Annotated in this window: 16 protein-coding genes and 2 pseudogenes; 4 read left to right on the top strand and 14 right to left on the bottom strand. The window is 68.3% G+C overall.

Annotation, left to right across the window (positions count from 1 at the left end; all coding sequences use genetic code 11):
- Positions 1–193: 193 nt before the first annotated feature.
- The 6 genes from ABZ079_RS35735 to ABZ079_RS35760 form a co-directional block, all read right to left on the bottom strand.
- Positions 194–562, bottom strand: a complete 369-nt coding sequence (locus ABZ079_RS35735; protein WP_356943609.1) for a hypothetical protein — start codon at positions 560–562, stop codon at positions 194–196.
- Entirely contained in the window at positions 559–828 is a 270-nt protein-coding gene (locus ABZ079_RS35740) for a hypothetical protein (RefSeq protein WP_356943610.1), read from the bottom strand. The genes ABZ079_RS35735 and ABZ079_RS35740 overlap by 4 nt, the downstream gene beginning before the upstream one ends.
- A gap of 176 nt (positions 829–1,004) precedes the next feature.
- A complete protein-coding gene (locus ABZ079_RS35745) occupies positions 1,005–1,418 on the bottom strand; it encodes a hypothetical protein (RefSeq protein ID WP_356943611.1) in 414 nt (137 codons plus the stop codon).
- A 535-nt stretch (positions 1,419–1,953) separates the two neighbouring features.
- On the bottom strand, positions 1,954–3,084 hold the full coding sequence (locus ABZ079_RS35750; RefSeq protein ID WP_356943612.1) for a serine hydrolase domain-containing protein: 1,131 nt from the start codon (positions 3,082–3,084) through the stop codon (positions 1,954–1,956).
- A 48-nt stretch (positions 3,085–3,132) separates the two neighbouring features.
- A complete protein-coding gene (locus tag ABZ079_RS35755) occupies positions 3,133–3,801 on the bottom strand; it encodes a DUF4097 family beta strand repeat-containing protein (RefSeq protein WP_356943613.1) in 669 nt (222 codons plus the stop codon).
- A gap of 39 nt (positions 3,802–3,840) precedes the next feature.
- Positions 3,841–4,221, bottom strand: a complete 381-nt coding sequence (locus ABZ079_RS35760) for a VOC family protein (RefSeq protein ID WP_356943614.1) — start codon at positions 4,219–4,221, stop codon at positions 3,841–3,843.
- A 279-nt stretch (positions 4,222–4,500) separates the two neighbouring features.
- On the opposite strand from ABZ079_RS35760, the gene ABZ079_RS35765 reads away from it, so the two are divergent.
- The 3 genes from ABZ079_RS35765 to ABZ079_RS35775 all read left to right on the top strand — a co-directional run bounded on the left by ABZ079_RS35765 (position 4,501) and on the right by ABZ079_RS35775 (position 6,244).
- Entirely contained in the window at positions 4,501–4,815 is a 315-nt protein-coding gene (locus ABZ079_RS35765; protein WP_356943615.1) for a hypothetical protein, read from the top strand.
- A 122-nt stretch (positions 4,816–4,937) separates the two neighbouring features.
- A complete protein-coding gene (locus tag ABZ079_RS35770; RefSeq protein WP_356943616.1) occupies positions 4,938–5,732 on the top strand; it encodes a transposase in 795 nt (264 codons plus the stop codon).
- A complete protein-coding gene (locus tag ABZ079_RS35775; protein WP_356943617.1) occupies positions 5,729–6,244 on the top strand; it encodes a GNAT family N-acetyltransferase in 516 nt (171 codons plus the stop codon). The genes ABZ079_RS35770 and ABZ079_RS35775 overlap by 4 nt, the downstream gene beginning before the upstream one ends.
- A gap of 877 nt (positions 6,245–7,121) precedes the next feature.
- Here the strand turns inward: ABZ079_RS35775 and ABZ079_RS35780 are convergent.
- A complete protein-coding gene (locus tag ABZ079_RS35780; protein ID WP_356943618.1) occupies positions 7,122–8,048 on the bottom strand; it encodes a LysR family transcriptional regulator in 927 nt (308 codons plus the stop codon).
- A gap of 182 nt (positions 8,049–8,230) precedes the next feature.
- Here ABZ079_RS35780 and ABZ079_RS35785 point away from each other — a divergent pair.
- Positions 8,231–9,109: pseudogene (locus ABZ079_RS35785) on the top strand (IS5 family transposase).
- A 71-nt stretch (positions 9,110–9,180) separates the two neighbouring features.
- On the opposite strand, the gene ABZ079_RS35790 reads toward ABZ079_RS35785, so the two are convergent.
- The 7 genes and pseudogenes from ABZ079_RS35790 to ABZ079_RS35820 form a co-directional block, all read right to left on the bottom strand.
- On the bottom strand, positions 9,181–9,612 hold the full coding sequence (locus ABZ079_RS35790) for an ASCH domain-containing protein (RefSeq protein WP_356943619.1): 432 nt from the start codon (positions 9,610–9,612) through the stop codon (positions 9,181–9,183).
- Positions 9,613–10,585: 973 nt separating this feature from the next.
- Entirely contained in the window at positions 10,586–11,269 is a 684-nt protein-coding gene (locus tag ABZ079_RS35795; protein WP_356943620.1) for a nucleotidyltransferase domain-containing protein, read from the bottom strand.
- Positions 11,266–11,709 carry a hypothetical protein gene (locus ABZ079_RS35800; protein ID WP_356943621.1) on the bottom strand — a complete coding sequence of 148 codons (444 nt, stop codon included), beginning with the start codon at positions 11,707–11,709 and terminating at the stop codon, positions 11,266–11,268. Before ABZ079_RS35800 ends, ABZ079_RS35795 begins: the two co-directional genes overlap by 4 nt.
- Before the next feature lie 310 nt (positions 11,710–12,019).
- Positions 12,020–12,571 carry a hypothetical protein gene (locus tag ABZ079_RS35805; RefSeq protein WP_356943624.1) on the bottom strand — a complete coding sequence of 184 codons (552 nt, stop codon included), beginning with the start codon at positions 12,569–12,571 and terminating at the stop codon, positions 12,020–12,022.
- Positions 12,572–12,687: 116 nt separating this feature from the next.
- Complete coding sequence (locus tag ABZ079_RS35810) at positions 12,688–13,272, bottom strand: hypothetical protein (RefSeq protein ID WP_356943622.1); 585 nt, start codon at positions 13,270–13,272, stop codon at positions 12,688–12,690.
- A 472-nt stretch (positions 13,273–13,744) separates the two neighbouring features.
- Positions 13,745–16,894 carry an AAA family ATPase gene (locus tag ABZ079_RS35815; RefSeq protein ID WP_356943623.1) on the bottom strand — a complete coding sequence of 1,050 codons (3,150 nt, stop codon included), beginning with the start codon at positions 16,892–16,894 and terminating at the stop codon, positions 13,745–13,747.
- Positions 16,895–17,510: 616 nt separating this feature from the next.
- A pseudogene (locus tag ABZ079_RS35820) lies at positions 17,511–17,643 on the bottom strand (XRE family transcriptional regulator); the annotation flags it as partial.
- Between the last annotated feature and the right edge of the window lie 304 nt (positions 17,644–17,947).

Below are 17,947 nucleotides of genomic sequence, written 5' to 3' on the forward strand. Positions count from 1 at the left end.
GCCGCAGGACCAGCAGACGGCGCACCGCCACTCCCCGCAACGCCCGAACCGACACAGCCGGCAAAGCCCCACTCGAATCACCACCCACCCCTTCCGGGGCCGGGTGTCCCGTCTCAGTGAAGACGAACCACGTCGAGGCCGTGACCAGCGACGGGTCATCTTGAGTGAGACGCGGAGCGGCCTGGCGTCTCGCTCAATCTGAGAATCGTTTGCCCTGCGCTGCTTCGCACTCGGCAGCGAACTCGTCGAGGAGTTCGAACAGGACCTTGATGGCGTGCGCTTCGTCCTCAGGCGGAAGGTTCCAGGTGTCGTCCCAGCCGTTCGGGAGGGCGATGTGAAGGACCTGGCCAGGCCAAGCGTGGTTGCAGTTGCGTCCGCGACGGGCGACGAGCCAGTCGTGCCAGCCGGTGAGCCCGCGCCCACCATGCCGGAGAGCATGCTGGTCATAGCCGGTCAGGAATGCGGTCAGCATGCGGAACGAGGTCTTGCCGACGAACATGCCAGGACGTTGGCCGACGCAGGCGAAGTACTCGCGATCAGTCATCTCCGAGAGGGGCTTCACGCATCCGCACCCTTCTCGTCACTGGCGCTGTCGTCCAGGGCTGGACGAAGCCTGCTGCGGGCGGCTTTCATACGTTCGGCATAGTCCGCCGCACAGATCCCCGGCAGCGACTTGTCGAGCGTTCCAGCAATGCGGTGAAGGGGCGCCCAGACCGCCGCATCGCCGACGAGACGACTGAGGTCCGTCATCTGTACCTGCTCCAGCCAGTCCGACAGGAGCAGCGCCTCATCCGGGGTGAGCTTGATGATGATCTCCGGATTCTCCACCACTCGAACATAGTCCGTCGACCATGCGTTGTCAGAGGTCCCTGGCACAGCAGCGGTGGGTCAGAAAGAGCGAGACAGATGTCCCGTCTCAACGGAGTTTGACCAGTCCCACCGAACTTTGATCGCCGCGCTGTGGGCTGTTCCGAGCAATAAAGTCAGGCCAAGAGAAGCCGCCCCTACCGGCCTTCGGGGCCGGCGTCCCCTGCTCGCGCGGCGGCCGCCGCCGCCAGCAGGAGCCAGCCGTCGACCTCGACCGCCCGCCGCTCCCCCGGCTGCCACCCACGGGCCAACGCCACGTCGAGCAAGGCGCGGACGGCGCCCGGCTCGTGCAGGTTCAGGTCTGCGCCCCGGGTGAAGCCCACGTCCCCGGAGCCGAAGGGGGCCCCGCCCGGGATGTACCGGCCGGGCCCGTCGGCAAAAACAATGCGCAGCGGGCCGCCGGTGCCGGCTGGCTGCGGGGACAGCGTAAGTATTTGGCGGCAGTCCACGGACCGGCCATCGTGGTCCCTTCGATGGCCGTGGCGCATCGTCCACATGTACACGAGCCCGTCGGCGACCAGTCGGCGGGGCTTTTTGGAAGAGCGGGGCATGCGGCCGAGCGTACGCGGCCGCATCCAACAGATCCGCAGATGGCCAAGGTTGACTGAGACGCGCGACCAGATGGTTCAGGTAAACCGAGACTGGCTCACCTTCAGCGAGAAGCGTCACTGGGCCCTGCACTCCCTGATCCACACCCCCGAGCACACCAACACCCCACCGGCCAGCGGATCAGAACTCACGAAACTGAGACAGTGTCACCCCTCATGCAATAACGCCCCGGGACAGCGATACCCCGCGGTTCTCTCACGCCCAGGACAGTGGCCCCACACCCCGAAACCGCCACTGACCAGCAGCAACACCCCCAGGCCCGCTGTCACTCACCCACTGTCCCGAAACCGAGAGATCGCAGCACCGCCCCCGTGCCATGGCCGCCCTGCGGAATCTCGCCATCGGAGCCCCCGATCTATCCTTTCATATGCGTGGCACGCAGGATTTGCGACATTGGCGCTGACTGGAGTTCCGTGAAGGGCCAGGTCATCGGCCGGAAATGCAGGATCGTTTCCTGCGGGATGACGCTCTGCGCCGTCAGTCCGTGGCCTGCTCGCCGCAGAACACCGTCTTGATGAGCCGGTCGAGGGCCTTCGGGATCTCCTGTGCCGGGTCGGTCTCGGCGTCGCCGGTGGTGAGTCCGGCGGTGAGGGTCTTGCTGCCGTCCGGCGTGCTGATCATCAGTGCTCCGTAGCCCCCCGGGGCACCTCCGTTGTGGTGGACGATGGTGACGCCGGTGTCCGGGCCCAGGTCCTGGACGAACAGGCCCAGGCCGTAGCCGAGCATTCCGTGCGGCGTGCGCATCTCGGCCAGCAGCGGGGCGGGCAGCAGCTTGCCTCCCAGCAGTGCGGAGAAGAAGGTGTGGAGGTCCCGGGTGGTTGAGATCAGGTCTCCGGCGCCGACGAGGATCGAGAGGTTCTGGCGGGTGACGTCGACGACCTTCCACTGGTCGGCGTCCTGGTAGCGGTAGTAGCCGTGGGCGTGCGGCTCGGGGAGCTCCGGCGAGCTTCCCGGCACCACGGTGTCCCGCAGCCCGAGCGGCCGCAGGATGCGCCGCTCCATCTCCTCGGCGTACGAGTGGTCGCCGGCCTTCTCGATCAGCAGCACGGCCAGCGTGTAGTTGGTGTTGGAGTAGCTCTGGTCGGTACCCGGCTCGAACCGTGCGGGCTTGGACAGCGCGAACCGTACGAGTTCCTCCGGCCGGTAGGTGTGGAACCGGTTGTCCACCCACGGCTTGCCCACCGCGGGCAGCCCCGGCACGAACGTGCCCTCGGAGTCGAGGTCGCCGGTGTAACTGGGCAACCCGCTGGTGTGCTGCAGCAGCATCCGTACGGTGATCCGCTGGTTCAGCCCCAACTCGGGCAGGTGGTCGGCCACCGGGGCGTCCAATTCGATCCTGCCATCTGCCACCAGGTGCAGCACCAGGGCCGCGACGAAGGTCTTGGTGGAGCTGCCCACCCAGAACCGTCCGTCCGTTGACGGCTTGGCGGTCTCACCCAGCTTGCGCACCCCGGCGCTGCCGATCCACTCGCCCTGCTCGTCATTCACCCGCATCTGCATCCCGGCGAATCCGGCATCGACGAACACCTCGATGGCCTTCTGCAGTTCCGGGCGCTTCTGCCCAGCGCTGTTCTCGGCGGTCTCGACGGTGCGCAGGGACTCGCTCATGATCGTTCCTTCTGTTCGGGTTGACGGGGCCATCAGAGTGGGTGGTGTTCAGAGGCTGCGGGCGGTGATGTCGCCGTAGGCGGTGGTCGCGTGGATGGTGAGGTCGGCGATGCCTTCGGTGTTCCTGAGTGAGTTGTGGATGCGGCCGTGGGTGGTGCCGGCATCCAGGGAGGCGGAGACTCCGGAGGCGGCGCAGACCGACACGTCGCCAGCCTCGGTGCGCAGTTCGAGCGTGCCGCTCATGGCCTCGGCGATGCGGATGCCGCCCTTTCGGGTTCTGATCACGGCGGAGCGGCTGAGGCGGCCGACCGAGATGTCTCCGACCTGGAGGGTGAGGCGGGCACCGGTGGCCTCGTCGATCTCGACCGAGCCCTGAGCGCTCTCGAACGTGATGTCACCGAGCCGTCCGACGGTCCGGAGCCCGGCTCTGGCCACCTTCGCCTCGACACGGGAGCCGGCGGGCAGCCGGACGGTCACCTCGACGGCTCCGGTGTTGCCGATGAGCTGGCTCTTCGGGAGTGCGGCCTCGACCCACAGGAGGCCGTCGGTGTAGCCGATCCGGGTCTGCTCGGCGGCCGTCACGTCGCGGTTCTTCGAGGGGTCCGCGGGCAGGACCTCGACCGTGGTGTCGGCCCGGTCGGCGGCCACGATGTGGACGTTCCCCGCGGGTACGTCGAGGACGATGGAGATCGGGGCTGGGGTGTCGAAATTCTGCATCTTGCTCTTCTCGCTCTTGTTCTCTTGTTGGGCGGTGGGTCAGATTCCTGCGGGCGGCACCCATTCGGTGAGCTGGACGACCACCCCGTTGGGGTCGACCAGTCGCACCACCAGCTCGCCCCAGGGCTGCTGGCACAGAGTCACGGATAGGCCGACTACGTCGTTCCGCAGCCGCTCGTACTCGGCCGCGGCACCGGTGACCCCAAGTGACACGACCACGTCGGTGGGCCCTTGGTCGGGCCCGTGCTGCTCGACGTCGCGCCGCGCAAAGACGAGGCCGACGGCCGCGTCGTCACGCGCGAGCTCCACGAAGTCCTCGTCGACCAGGACTTCGCGGAAGCCCAGGTGGGCGGTGAAGAACTCGCTGGAGGCGGCGGGATCGGTGACCGTCAGGGACACCGAGGAGGACACGACGTTCATCGCTGCGTCCCTCCTTCTTGCTTGATCCGTGGGACGGATCAAGCTTGGGGCGCGGCGGTACGGGGAACAACGACGGCTATCGCAAGGGTCGTTAACCCCTCGGTTTACGGTGGGTCACAGCTGGAGCGTGTGGAGGTGGCGCACGGTCTCGGCGAGGGCCCGGATGGCGTCGCTCTCGGTCTCGGCGCGCCATACCAGGCCGAAGCTCAGCGGTCGTAGGTCGCTGAAGGAGCAGTGCTCGGAACCTGCGGATCAGCAGGGGAGGACGTACCTTCCCTGGTGATCGATCGAAAGGTCACCGAGCAAGGCCGGCGTAGGCGCGTCGGCCCGGAGGGCACGTCCGTGCTCACCGTAGTCAACACCGACGGCACCCCCGCCGGCCGGGCGTCGCTGCTGGACGAGATCGTCCGGGAGGGCGCCCGGCGGATGCTCGCCGCCGGGCTGGAGGCCGAGGTCAACTCCTACATAGCCGAGTTATCCGACCGGCGGGACCGGGACGGCCGGCGTCTGGTGGTGCGCAACGGCTACCACCAGCCGCGGAAGGTCACCACCGCCGCCGAATCGGTTCGAAGTGAAGGCCCCGCGGGTGAATGACAAGAGGGTCGACGAGGCCACCGGGGAGCGCGAGAGGTTCTCCTCCCCGATCCTGACGTCCTGGTGCCGCAGGTCACCGAAGATCGCTGCTCTACCTGCACGGCCTGTCCACCGGCGACTTCGTGCCCGCGCTGGAGCAGTTCCTCGGCTCGGCCGCCGGTCTGTCGCCGGCCACCGTCACGCGGCTGACCGCCCAGTGGCGGGCCGACCACCGGGCGTTCCAAGAGCGCGACCTGTCCGGCACCGACTACGTCTACGTGTGGGGGGACGGCACCAAGGAACTGGTCGCCATGGCCGACGGCCACCGCGAATCGTCCGAGGCCTGGGCCGGCCTGCTGCGGGACTGCGCCCACCGCGGCATGCGCGCCCCGGTCCTGGCCGTGGGCGATGGTGCGCTCGGCTTCTGGAAGGCTCTGCGCGAGGTCTTCCCCGCCACCCGCGAGCAGAGGTGCTGGGTCCGCGAAATCGTCAACGTCCTCGACGCCCTGGCCAAGTCCGCGCAGCCGGCCGCGAAGAAGGCCCTGAGGAGACCTACAACGCCGAGGACCGCGAGCACGCCGAGCAGGCCATCACTACCTTCGCCAGGCTCTCCGGGACGAAGTTCCCGAAGGCCGTCAAGAAGATCACCGAGACCAGAAGAGCTGCTGGCTTTCTACGACGTCCCGGACGAGCACTGGATCCATCTGCGGACCACCAATTCCATCGAGTCGACCTTCGCCACCGTCCGGTTACGGACCAAGGTCACCAAGGGAGCGGGCAGCAGGGCGGCCGCTCTGGCCATGGTGTTCGAACTGGTCGAGTTTGCCCAGCACCGGTGGCGCGCGGTGAACGCACCCCGTCTCGTCGCACTCGTCTGCGCCGGCGCCTGCTTCGAGCGCGGCATACTCGTCGCACGTCCCAACCAGGAGGCAGCGTGATCACCCTCGAGCCTGAAACCATCCGCACCGACCGGCTGGACTTACTTCCCCTGCAGGTCGAGCACGCCGACGAGATGGCCGCGGTGCTGTCCGACCCCGACCTGCACACCTTCATCGGCGGCACCCCGGACACCGCGCAGGACCTGCGCGCCCGCTACGAACGTCTGGTGGCCGGCTCACCGAGCCCCGGCGAATCCTGGTGCAACTGGGTCATCCGACTCCGTGACGCCTCCTGCCTGGCCGGCTATGTCCAAGCGACGGTCACCGCCGACGACCGCGGAGCCGCTGCAGAGATCGCCTGGGTGACAGGCAGCCCCTGGCAACGACGCGGCATCGCCACCGAAGCCACCGGAGGGCTCGTCGCCTGGCTCCGACAGTGCCCGGTGCACACACTCATCGCCCACATCCACCCGGACCACCAGGCATCCGCCGCCGTCGCCACCGCAGCCGGCTTCACCCGCACCAACCAGTCGCACGACGGAGAGACCAGATGGCAGCTGACGATCAGCTGACTACGCACATCCACAGGCCTTGACGATTACTTTCGCTGAAGGGCAGCCAGAGGATGTCCAGGCAGCCCCAGTAACGGGTGAGTGATGTGGGAGGGATTGACGTTGACCACCTCGCCGGCGCTGACGATCGTGTAGATCTCGTCCGGCGCGGTGACCATGGGCCCGCGCTCGATCGTGCGCCCGCGCGGGGGGTGCGGGTACGAAGCTGTCGGCCCAGTAGTCGGGTACCTGTGGCGAGTTGGTGTGTTGGACGTCGGCGAGCATCTCCACGAAGACGAAGGTGCGGGCGGCCAGTTCGTGGACCAGGGCAACGGCCGGCATTCGCGGGTCGGTGAACAACACCGGGCCCACGGTGACGTCGTCCTCCCGCACGGGCAGCCAGGCGACCAGGACGTCGATGCCCCGCGCCGCAGCCCGACGAAGGGTTCGTTGAAGGGTGCGTGGCGGATCGACAGTTCCCACTGCGGATGCCGTGAGCGGAACGTCTGCGAGTAGAGCCGCAGATCGTAGGCGTTTTCTGGGGATCACGCCGACGCTCAGCCGGCCGCTGACTCCGCGGGCGGCCATCCGCGCGCGTCCCGGGGACCGTGCAGGCCCGCGTAGACCGGCCGCAGGTCATCGCGCAGCTGCCGGCCGACTTTGGTCATGCGCACGCTGCGGCTGGTGCGGTCGAACAGCTGGGCGCCGATCCGCCGCTCCGGGCCGTGATCGCCTGGCTGACCCAGGCGGGGGACACGTGCAGCCGCTCCGCGAACGGCCGAAGTGCAGTTCCTCGGCCAGCACCAGGAAGATCTCGATGCCACGCACTTCCACAGCCACCCCCCTGGCGAAGCCCCGACGACCCGGCTGTCGCGCACCGCGGAAGCCTCTCGCGCCCTCAGCCGGGCAGGAGCCCCAGGTCGCTCACGACGCGAGCGAAGGCACGGATCATCTCGTTCTCGGACTCGGTCCGCCACACCAGCGAGTACGCCAGCGGCTCCAGCCCCTTGACCGGCAGGTAGGCGATGTCCGGACGCGGGTAGTAGCGGGCCATGTGCGCTGGAAAGAGGGCGACCGCCTCCCTCATGCCCACCAGCATGAAGATCTCCTCGGCGATGTTCACAATGGCGCCCCGGTCGATGAACCGACCATGTGGTGTGTGCTCCGGGACGTAGTGGTCCATCCAGTGGTCGGGCGCCGGGCTGGTGGACACGTGCTGGAAGTCGCTCGCCTCCTCCAGGGTGACCGAGGACCACCGCGCGAGCGGATGCTCAAGGTCTACGGCCAGCGTTCTCGGCTCGGAGAAGAGCGTGGGACCCACGGTCAGGTCGGGTTCCTGGACGGCAGGCCAGGTGACCAGGATGTCGGCCTCCCCGTTGCGCAGTTGGGCGAAGGGGTCGGCGTAGGTCGACATGCGCAGCCGCAGCTCCCACTGCGGGTGCCGGGCACGAAAGGTCTCGAAGTAGCGGCGCAGCTCCTGGATGTTGACGGGGAACAGGCTCACCCGGAGCGTGCCCGTCTTTCCCCGGGCGGCCAGCCGTGCACGCTCCAGACTCTGCGTCAGACCGTGGTGCACGAGGCGCAGATCATCCCGCAGTTGCTCACCGAGAAGCGTCAGCCGGACATTGCGGCTGTCCCGGGCGAACAGCTCCGCACCGATGGAGCACTCCTGCTTCTTGATCGCCTGACTGACCCGCGCCGTGGAAACGTGCAACCGCTCCGCAGCCCGGCCGAAGTGCAGTTCCTCGGCCAGAGTCAGAAAGATCTCGATGTCGCGCAGCTCCACGTACCCCCACTTTCCCCGTACCGCCCACGCAACGGGCACCGCGACCGTACATCAGACCAGTCTCGCAAGGACCAACGGACACCGAGTCGGCGAGCGTCACCGACTGCGGCCGGACCGCCCTCCGGCCTGGCATACCTTGCTCCGGCACTCGCTCAGTCGCACCGTGGGTGTACTAGGGTCTGTTGCGAAAGTGGATCAAGGTCGTGAAATGATCACTTGCCGTGGGGCGTGGTGACCTGACGCATGGCCAGTGGGTTCGGCTTGAACCGCTGTTGCCGACGGGCAAGAAGCCAGGACGGCCGCCGACGTGGACCCGTCGGCAGCTGATCGACGGCATACGGTGGCGGACCAGGACTGGTGCGCCGTGGCGGGATCTCCCCGAGCGGTACGGGCCGTGGGATCGGGCCTACAACCTCTTCCGGCGGTGGCAACGCGACGGCACGTGGAAGCGGATCTTCGAGCAACTGCAGGCCGAGGCCGATGCGAAGGGCCTGATCACGTGGGATGTCAGCGTGGACTCCACGATCGCCCGCGCGCACCAGCACGCCGCCGGGGCTCGCAAAAGGGGGATCTGCAGAAGGAGCCTCCTGGTGGCGTCGACGCCGAGCCTGACGACCACGGCCTCGGACGCTCGCGCGGCGGACTGACCACCAAGCTGCACCTTGCGGTCGAGCAGGGACAGAAGCCTCTGTCCCTGCTCGTGACCGCCGGACAGAGGCACGACAGCCCGCAGTTCCAGCCCGTGCTGGAGGGCATCCGGGTGCCCCGCATTGGCCCGGGCCGGCCCCGCACCAAGCCGGACAAGGTCCGTGCCGATAAGGCCTACGGCTCTCGCGCGAACCGCGCGTACCTGCGCAGACGAGGTCGCGTGCACCATTCCGGAGAAGGCCGACCAGGTCCGCAACCGCAAGAAGCTCGGCTCCCGAGGCGGCCGACCGCCCAAGTTCGACACGGCCGACTACAAGGAGCGCCACGCGGTGGAATGCGGGATCAATCGGGTGAAGCGCCACCGAGCCGTCGCCACGCGATATGACAAGCTCGCCGTCCGTTACGAGGCAACCGTAACCGTACTGGTCGCAGCCATCGACGAGTGGCAATGACCAGCAGCCGTCCCAGCACCCACAGGGCATGTCCGGTTGATCCTCCCGGACTTCATCGAGCCGGAGGCGGGTCACTGACCACCCGAGTTGTCGGGCTCGACCACTCGGAAGCGTTCCGCAACGACAAGCGTGTCGTCATCAATGACTGGGGTGCGTCCCAGGTACTCGCTCACGCCATCGCTCCGGAAGAACTCTTCGTGGGCTGCCCGCCACTCCGCCACGTCGGAGTAGCCGCGTCCTTCGGCTCGCGCGAAGTCGTCGTCGATCTCCTTCATGGGAACGACGCGCACGTCGATGAGCTCGATCGTGACGGCCGGACGACCTTCGGAATCAAGCACCGAGAATCGCTGTCCGGTCACCGGTACTGCCTCGCCGGCGTGTTCGTAGATCTCCAGGAGACCCGTGAGCGCGGTCTTCTGACCGCTCAGGATCGCCGCCACACCACGGTCACGTTCCGGACCCGGGAAGGCGAGTTCAAGGGTCGGAAGGTCGTCATGTCCCATCGAGCGAGGGTATGAAGCCCGGCCGCGTTGATCAAGGGCCACCGCTCCGCTCACCCCCGAACCCACAGCAAGCACTTTCACAACACGCCTAGCGGCACAGGCGCCCTCGCAACCGCACCCGAGAGGAAATCCTTGCCTCGGTCCACCCGAACCCGGCCCGGCAGGCCACCGAACGGCCCGTACGGGGCGGCCCGGCTGATCCCCGAACGCAGCGCGGCCAGGACGGCGTCCCGAGCCGGCTGGTGCGGTGTGACCGCTACCCCCACGATCGCCTTCGACGCCACATCGATGAACCACGTCACCCACGGACACACCGCGGCCCCGTCCAGGGCGACGCGGACCGGGATACGTTTGTGATCACCCTCCCAGCAGGCGTTGCGGTACGTGGGCGGCCGTTTGCCGTAGACGTCGTAACGACGACGTGCTGCTTCACCGCCCTTCAGCCCGGCCCGCTCCCCCCCCCCCGCCCAAGTCCCGGCGTACCGCGCGTTCCATGGTCCGAAGAGAAGGCACCGAGCCCGGGTCACCAGCCGCGGCCGCTTCCGCGAGCAGCTCGCGGTGGACCGCGGCCACGGTCCCACCCCACACCGCCAGACGGACACGCATATCTGGCGTCACACCGGCCCGTGACGGAGTCCGTGCGGACAGCCGCCCATCGCGCCGGGCCGCCCCCACCCAATTCCACACCGTCCGCAGTGACACACCAAGAGACCCAGCGACCGCCCGCGCGTGCTCGGTGGCCAACTCGCCCCGGGAATCAAGGGCCATCAAGCGCGCCACCGCGCCCTCACGCCCGCCAGCCGGCCACCGCCGCAGCATGTCCTCGCCACCAGAAACCCGATCGGACACTCCTCACCCCCGGCTGCACCTCGTGCAGGTGGTGGCTGTCCGCCGTGGCCTCATCCATCCCGACAGGATGAAGCAGGCTCCCGACCCCCCATGGGGCGCCGGGGCGCGGTTATGGGCGTTCCGGTTACGTGCGAGGCGCCGACTCGATGAGCAGTGCGTCCATGGGCTTGGTCCGATGGGGGCGCAGCACTTCCAGCCAGGTCACTCCGCTGTCCAGGAGACGCCCCATAGATCCGAAGCCGTTCCATCCCAGATCGACGAAGCAGCGTTCAGCCGGCTGGTCCCGGCCGAATAGCCGCTGACCGTGCAATGTGACTTCTCCGAGGTCAACGCCCCGCTGCTCCAACGCGACCAGAGCGCACGTCGCCGCCCGGCGCAACGGGCTCGTCTCCACCCAGCGCCGCCGTACATGCCGGACGGCTTCAGGGTCCTCGATGTCTCCGTCCAACAGCCTCAGCGGCGTGATATTGATCTTGCCCTTCATGTGCCGGCCGAACAGCTCAATCCGCGCCGGGCGCGGCACCAAGCTCTCCAGCCCCTCAAACTCTGCGAGCATGTGGTCCCGGGGCGCCGGCTCGGCTTCCGGGTCCGCGCTCAAGGAGGAAAGACGCTCGCGAGCCAGGGAGAAGGGCTCTCCCTTCCGCCAGAGCAAGAACAGCTCGTCGACGTCGACATCGTTCGGCTCCAGCGCCCCACGCGCGTACGACCCGAAGACGTACACCTCCTCGACCAGGCCTAGCGGCCAACCACCAACCTCAAGCCGCGTGATCATGTCCGCCAGCAGCCGCGTCGCCCGCTCGCGCTTCACCCGGCCACGCCCTCGGCATACGCGGCACGGAACTCCTGTGCCACCACGAAAACAGAACCCGGGACCGCACGCGGCTTCCCGTCCTCAAACGTCCGCTCGATCACCTTTACGGCGGCCCTCCCCCGCTGCAGCTCATACTCCTCAACCGCGGCGGCGAACTCTGCAGGAACCTCCCGCCGGTCCACCACACCCGCCACAGCAACCTGCGGGAAGGAACCACCAAACGTCTGCAGCTTCACCCACCCCAGGGACCGGCCAGCCTTACGCATCGCCGAGCGAATCAGAGCAACCCCGCCCAGCTCCTCCGCCTCATCAACACCGAGCCGAAGCTCATACGACCCTCCGAACCCGCCACCGCCCGGCGGACACGACCGACGCAACAACGGCACCAGGACACCGACAAGACGCTCATGACGCGGATCACCCGCAAACGACGGCATCCACCGAGCGTAGCCAGACACGACACGGCCCCACCCAGCGTTCCACCACACCCACCAAAAGGAGCGACAAGCCCCCCACCCACCAAACGACACCAGCCTTCACCGGCAAAACGACACCCTGGCACCGGCATCACCCCAGCCCAACACCAGTGAAAACTGTGACGCACACCCAATGCACAACACACGACGCCCATCACTCATGCAATAACGCCCCGGGACAGCGATACCCCGTGGTTCTCTCACGCCCAGGACAGTGGCCCTACACCCCCTCAACCACCACTGACCAGCAGCAACACCCCCAGGCCCGCTATCACTCACCCACTGTCCCGAAACCGAGAGATCGCAGCTGGGCATCGTGAAGCCAGGCGTTGAGCCCGTCGGCATCCTCAGCCAGGGTGAACCTGAGGTGGGGCAGCGCGAGGCGCAGCGCGAAGCGCAGATGGACGTCGTCGCGCAGCGGGGCGAGGTCACGGTGCCAGGAACGTTCCTCGGCTGGTTCGCTGCGAGTGCGTACCTGGGCGTAGTCGGGTTCGGTGGGCAGGGTGCGGCGGTCGGGCATGAACTGTGCCAGTCCCTGGACCCACCCGGTGGCGGATCGGCCGTCGTCGGTGACGGTCAGGGCCACGTGGCCGAGGCGGCCCCAGGGAGTCACGATCCGTCCGCCTGGTCTGGTCTGCTCGACCCAGGCCCAGGGGATCCGCTCAACGGCATAGGTGGCGATGACGCGGTCGTAGAGGGCATCGGGTGCCCATCCGTCGTTCCCGTCACCGGTGTGCACGTTCACCGGGGTGCCGGCTGCGGAAAGTGCCTGGCGTGCGGTGTCGGTCAGCTCGTGGTCGGCCTCGATGCTTCCGCACCGCAGGAACCCGTCGGCGGGTGCCCGTCGGGTTCCATGGCCTTACCCTGATCTCCGCAGCCACACTGCACCGTCCCCTGCACGGCGGACATCCGTCCGCCGTGCAGGGGATCGGGCGGCCGTCACAGAGCGATGGTGTTCCAGGTCAGTTCACGCTGGTGGCCGTGTCGCCAGCCCCGGGTGCGGATGGCGCCGGAGGTGGGCCCCTCCCCGGTGCGGGACTTGGCGTCGACGTTCTGCCCGCTGTCCATGAAGGACTGCAGGGCACGGCCGCCCCAGTCCTCCTGCCCGCCCCAGCTCCACTCCTGTGCGATCTGCGAGCGGTCGTAGTCGGCCATGACCACGGCTCCCTCGTCACCGCCGGTGTAGGCCATGACCTGATCCTTGGCCGGGTTGTACAGGGTGTAGGTGTTGTCCGCCCGCTCCACCACCAACCACTGGCAGTAGAGGTCCCGGGTGTTCACGGTCTTCAGTAGCAGCGAATCGTCGGCCGGGGTGCTGCACAGGATCTTTCCCGGGAAGGCGGCGCTCTGGATGATGACGGCGCCCGGGATGCCCATGGACGACCTGGCGACGGACGACGCGGTCGCCTCGGCGGCCCCGGCGGTGGGGGCGAGCGTCGTACCGAGCAGCGCGGTTCCCAGGCCGAGTGAGGCCACGACGGTGGCGATGGCGCGACGCGCGGACATGGTTCTGTTGATCGACATGATTCAGCTCCATGACTGGAAGGAAGGGCACTGCGGATGGCAGGGCCCGCGGCTGACTTTCGGCTTGCTCATGTACCGGCCCTTTACGGAAAGGGCGGGAACAGGTGCCCCGTAAAAGCGCCTCACCGGGCTGCCGCGGCATGAACAGTACCCGTGCGGCATGTGCATAACAACGGCACGTGGGAGAAATTCCGCACCACAAGTACCTGCCCCTATTCCCTTCCGGCATTCCTTCCCAATCCCTTCCGGGTTTTCTTCCCACGGTTTTTCCGGTCGGATTTCCCTGAGTTTTTCCTGGCGCACACACGGCCCGAGTGGTGTGCTGTGCGCGGGCGCGTACCTAGACCGCGGTCCGAGCAGCGTTCGGCCCGTGAACGCGCAGTCCGAGACCGTGTCAGTGCAGCCGAGGCCGAAGGGGGAGCCCGATGCTCGGAACGTCCGCCGGCGGGAGACGGCACGCTGCGTTCCGGCCTCAGAGGGCGCGGAACGCCTCGGGACCTGCCCCATTGGTCGGCGCGAGGGTCCTGGCGTTCGCCATGGCCGTTGTGTCCACGCGGCTGATCACCCACGAGGTACGGCGCAGACGAGCCAGCAGTTCCGTCGCCTCGTGGTCGGTCAGCAGCAGCGATTGGGCGATCTTGCGGTCGCTGTGGCCGCTTCGCACCATCTCCAGCATCTGGTGCTCGGTCACCGACAGGGCGGCAGTCACGGGGGGCGAAGGGCGGGGCCGGATCCCCGCTGCATTCAACGCCCGGCGCACCCGACCGGCCAGAAGGACACTGCCACAGGTGTCGGCGAGCTCCAGTGCCTCGCTCAGTGCCCGGCGTCCGCGATCGCTCTCACCGGTCCGCATCAGGCTGGCTCCCAGTTCGTACCACGTACGGGCCAGCTCCAAGCGTGCCGGTGAACGTTCCAGCGTGGTCACGGCTTCTTCCAGCAGAGCCAGTCCTTCCCGGCCGCCCGTCACCACGCCCAGACAGCGCAGCGCCGTCCCGATCGCTCGATCGGTGCCCCACCGGTGAGCCAGCTCGACTTCCTCGGTGGCGAGCTCGCGCGCCTCCCGCTGCCGTCCGAGCGCCAGCAGACAGGTGGCGGCCTGCGACCGCCAGGGCATCATGGCGAGATTCGTCACGTGCGCGTATCTCTCCTGAGCCCCGTAGTCCAGCAAGACGGCGAGGGCAGCACTGTGTTCGCCCCGTTCCGCCAGCAGGCGGCTGCGCACCAGAAGCGTCGGCCCCTGCCAGAGCCACCCTGCGTGCCCGCTTTCCGCTTCCGCGGCCAGCGCTTCGGTCGCCAAGGCCCATTCACACCGCTCGATCAGCGATTCACCCACCAGAGCCGTCATCCCGAGCCCGACTCTGCGTTCGAGTCCCCCGGCGGCCTCTTGACCAGGGTGTCCGAAGTCCAGAGTGAGCCCGACCTGCTGGCCACGGCGGGTGCGGACGGTCAACTGCCACATCATGGAGGCGGAAACCAGCCGGAAGGAGCCCCACCGCTCCCCCAGGCTTGCCACCTGGGCGAACCGCGCCGCCGCGTCGTCCAGGCGGTCAGTGGTCACGAACCCCATACCGGCAAGACTGACGAGCATTTCGGCGCCGTCCCTGACGGCGATCCCGCCTCGCAGCGCCCGGTCGAGAAGGTCGTTGGTGACCGCGGCGCTTGCGTCCCCCGTGACGGCCGCGGCCGACAGCGCCGCCAAAACCGCGCACTCTCCGGGTGTGTCACCGGGCAGGTCGTATGCCCGTAGTTTCTCGGCGTGCTTGCGGGCCGCCGCCAGTGTGGACATGTCCTCGTAGCCGATCAGCAGCATCTGCGCCTGCAGATACCACGACACCTCTCGGCCGAGCCCGGTGCCGTCATCCGCCTGGTGCAGCTCTTCGACGGCTCGGGCGAGCACGTCGACGGCACGTGCGTGCTCGTGCCCGCCGACGAACAGGACACCGGCGAGCACGTGGGCGGCCTGTGCCCGCGCGTAGGGATCCGTCAGCGTCGAGAGAGCCTGCGTCAGGTGGTGCATGGCCGCCGTGTCGTCGACCAGTGCTTCGGCGGCGCCCAGTTCCAGCAGCAAAGGACCTTGTTGTGCGACGGTCATGGGTTCCCGCAGTGCCCGGCGGAGGTAGGTGACGGTGGTCGCCGGGGCTCCCCGGCTGCGTGTGAGGCGGGCCGCCTCCCGTAGTGTGTCCACCCTCCACTGCTCACCGCTGGGTTCAGCCAGCAGGAGATGGGTGGCCACCCTGTCCCCCGCCGCCCCCTCGCGCTTGAGCAACTCTGCTGCCCTCGCGTGTCCGGTGGCCAGCTCGACGGGTCCCATCACGGCGTCGGTGATCGCCCGGCGGATCAGGGGATGGTCGAACCGCGGCACGTCACCCGGTGCCAGGACGCCGATCCTCTGCAAGCGGTGGCCCTGCTCCTTGGCCTCCGCCTCGGCCAGTCCCGCGAGTTCGGCCGCGATGTGCCAGGCGACCCCGTCTTCGAGCACCACGAGAGACCGGGCCAGTTGCCGGACCGCCTCCGGCTGGCTGCCGAGCCGCTCCACCACGGTTACGGTCAGGATCTGACCCTGAAACTCGGCGACCCGGGACGCGTGTTCGGCGCTGGGGGTGACCGCGTGGTCGGCCAGGGTACGCAGCAACTCGCGTAGCAGCAGCGGGTTTCCTTGCGTCGCCGCCGTGCAGGCGGAGACGAACTGCGGATCGGCGTCGTGCCCCAGAGCCGTCCGCACCATTGGCGCGACGCCGTCGGCGGTGAGCGCAGGCAGCCCGATCTTCCGGCAGTGCGGCTGTGCGGCGATGCGTTGCAGCAACGGCTGGGCCTCTGACCCGGTGCCCGCACGTGCCGCCAGCACCACCATCAACGGCAGGCTGCGCAGCCGCCGCACCACATACTCGAGCCAGCGCACCGAAGGCCCGTCCGCCCAGTGAACGTCGTCGATCACCAGCGCGAGCGGCCCGTCGTCGGTGACATGCACCATGAGCCAGTACAAACTGTGCAGGACACTCAGCGTCGACTCCGCTGACAGCCCTTCCTCTCCCCCACCGGTGCCCTCCACGCGCAAGGCGTGCGACGCCGGTTCGGCGGGTCCCGAGAGCAGCCGTTCCCGCCCGGCGTCATCGGTGCGCGCCAACAACGGCTCGGCCAGCTGCCGGACGACCGAGAAGGCGAAGTCCTGCTCCAGCTCGGCGCCACTGGCCCGCACCACCCGTAGGCCTTGCTCTTGCTCATCGGCCGCCCAGGCGTTCAGCAGGGAGGTCTTCCCCATACCCGCATCCGCCCGCACCAGCACCACTGTCCCCTGACCGGCACGCGCCTCCCGCGCAGCGCGCGCCAGCACCGCCAACTGGTCGGTCCGCTCGGCAAGAGCAGCCCTCGTCTCCTCACCGCTGGTAGCCGAAGGAGCAGGCGGGCCGGAGCGCCCGGCCGTGAGCAGGGCGGCTGCGTCGGCGCCCTCCAGCCGCAACGCAGCGACCAGCATCTGCACGGTGCGCCGTTGGGGCCGGTCACGGCGGCCCCGCTCCAGGTCCCTGATGGACCGTGCGGTCAGCCCGGCCGCCTCGGCCAGCTCCTCCTGCGTCAGGTGCGCCGCACGGCGGAACTTCAGCAGAGCCTCACCGAACGCTTGCAATGAACACCACCGTCGGTAAGGCGTCGACCTTGCACCGCGACCGCAACGAGCACGGCCACCCTTGCTCGACCACCACAGCGCCCCCTCGGCGGCCACCACCCCCGCTCCTCGCGACGCCGTTCGGGCGGAGGCCGGCCGGAGCGACCGTGTCCACGGTCCTACCTGTTGGTAACAGGAACCGGACCATACCGGCGATCTCCGAGCCGCCCAAGGGAACCGGACCGGTTTGGCGTCTTTCCGACGGTACGTGTACGGCGAGGACTCGAAGCGCACGGCCGGTCGGCTTCTTCCGGCCGCGGAGCCGCCGGCCGCCGTCGGCCCGGTCCGGCCGTGCAGGACCGCGTGGTGGATCACCGCCGGCATGGGCGGCCCGGGCGACGGACCTGTCGAGCAGGGCGCCGCCGGTGTCGTCTGGGCTGCCGCTCTGCCCGATTGCGGCCCTGACGGCGACTTCTTCCGGCAAGGCGTACCTTGGCCGATTCCCGCCCGGCGAGATCGCCGCCGCCGTCGGCATAGCCGCCGCCCATGACGCTCACATCCGCCAACTCAAGCACTCACTCGCCGACTCAGGCGCTCAGTCACACGGGTGGGCGGGGAGGATCACCCGGGCGAGGCTCTACAGGTCGAACTCCAGCTGCTCGACGTCGGTGAACTCCACCTCCAGGCCGTGGGCGCGGCGGCCGCTGTCGCGGAATTAAAACCTCGCCCAGGGCTTCGGCAGCGATCTCGCGGAGCTGCTGTTCGCCGGCGACGGCTCACAGATAGAGGCCACAAAATCACCTCTGCTGGACCGACCTTAACCACAGAACGGAAGCTCACAAATGGGAAACTTGAAATTCGGCGTGCGGAGGTACCGGCGCCGAACGGCCCCTTGGGCCGGGCGGCGGAACCCCCGACGACACCCGCCACGCCCTTAGAGGTCGTTTTCACCTTAACTGCCTTGGTATCGGAGGATTTCTGTAGTGCCGGATGGCGGTGCGGAAAAGGCGGCAGATGCGGTCGGGGTTTGTGGTCCGAGTGGGGTGACGAGTGGGGCGGGATGCTGCTTGTTCC

Origin of the sequence: Streptomyces sp. NPDC006314 (assembly GCF_040613075.1) — a bacterium.
Taxonomy (GTDB): Bacteria; Actinomycetota; Actinomycetes; order Streptomycetales; family Streptomycetaceae; genus Streptomyces.

Coding starts and splice junctions, on each gene's coding strand:
- ABZ079_RS35745 (WP_356943611.1), bottom strand. CDS start 1,418: ATGCCCCGCTCTTCCAAAAAGCCCCGCCGACTGGTCGCCGACGGGCTC.
- ABZ079_RS35750 (WP_356943612.1), bottom strand. CDS start 3,084: ATGAGCGAGTCCCTGCGCACCGTCGAGACCGCCGAGAACAGCGCTGGG.
- ABZ079_RS35755 (WP_356943613.1), bottom strand. CDS start 3,801: ATGCAGAATTTCGACACCCCAGCCCCGATCTCCATCGTCCTCGACGTA.
- ABZ079_RS35760 (WP_356943614.1), bottom strand. CDS start 4,221: ATGAACGTCGTGTCCTCCTCGGTGTCCCTGACGGTCACCGATCCCGCC.
- ABZ079_RS35790 (WP_356943619.1), bottom strand. CDS start 9,612: ATGGGACATGACGACCTTCCGACCCTTGAACTCGCCTTCCCGGGTCCG.
- ABZ079_RS35800 (WP_356943621.1), bottom strand. CDS start 11,709: ATGCCGTCGTTTGCGGGTGATCCGCGTCATGAGCGTCTTGTCGGTGTC.
- ABZ079_RS35810 (WP_356943622.1), bottom strand. CDS start 13,272: ATGTCGATCAACAGAACCATGTCCGCGCGTCGCGCCATCGCCACCGTC.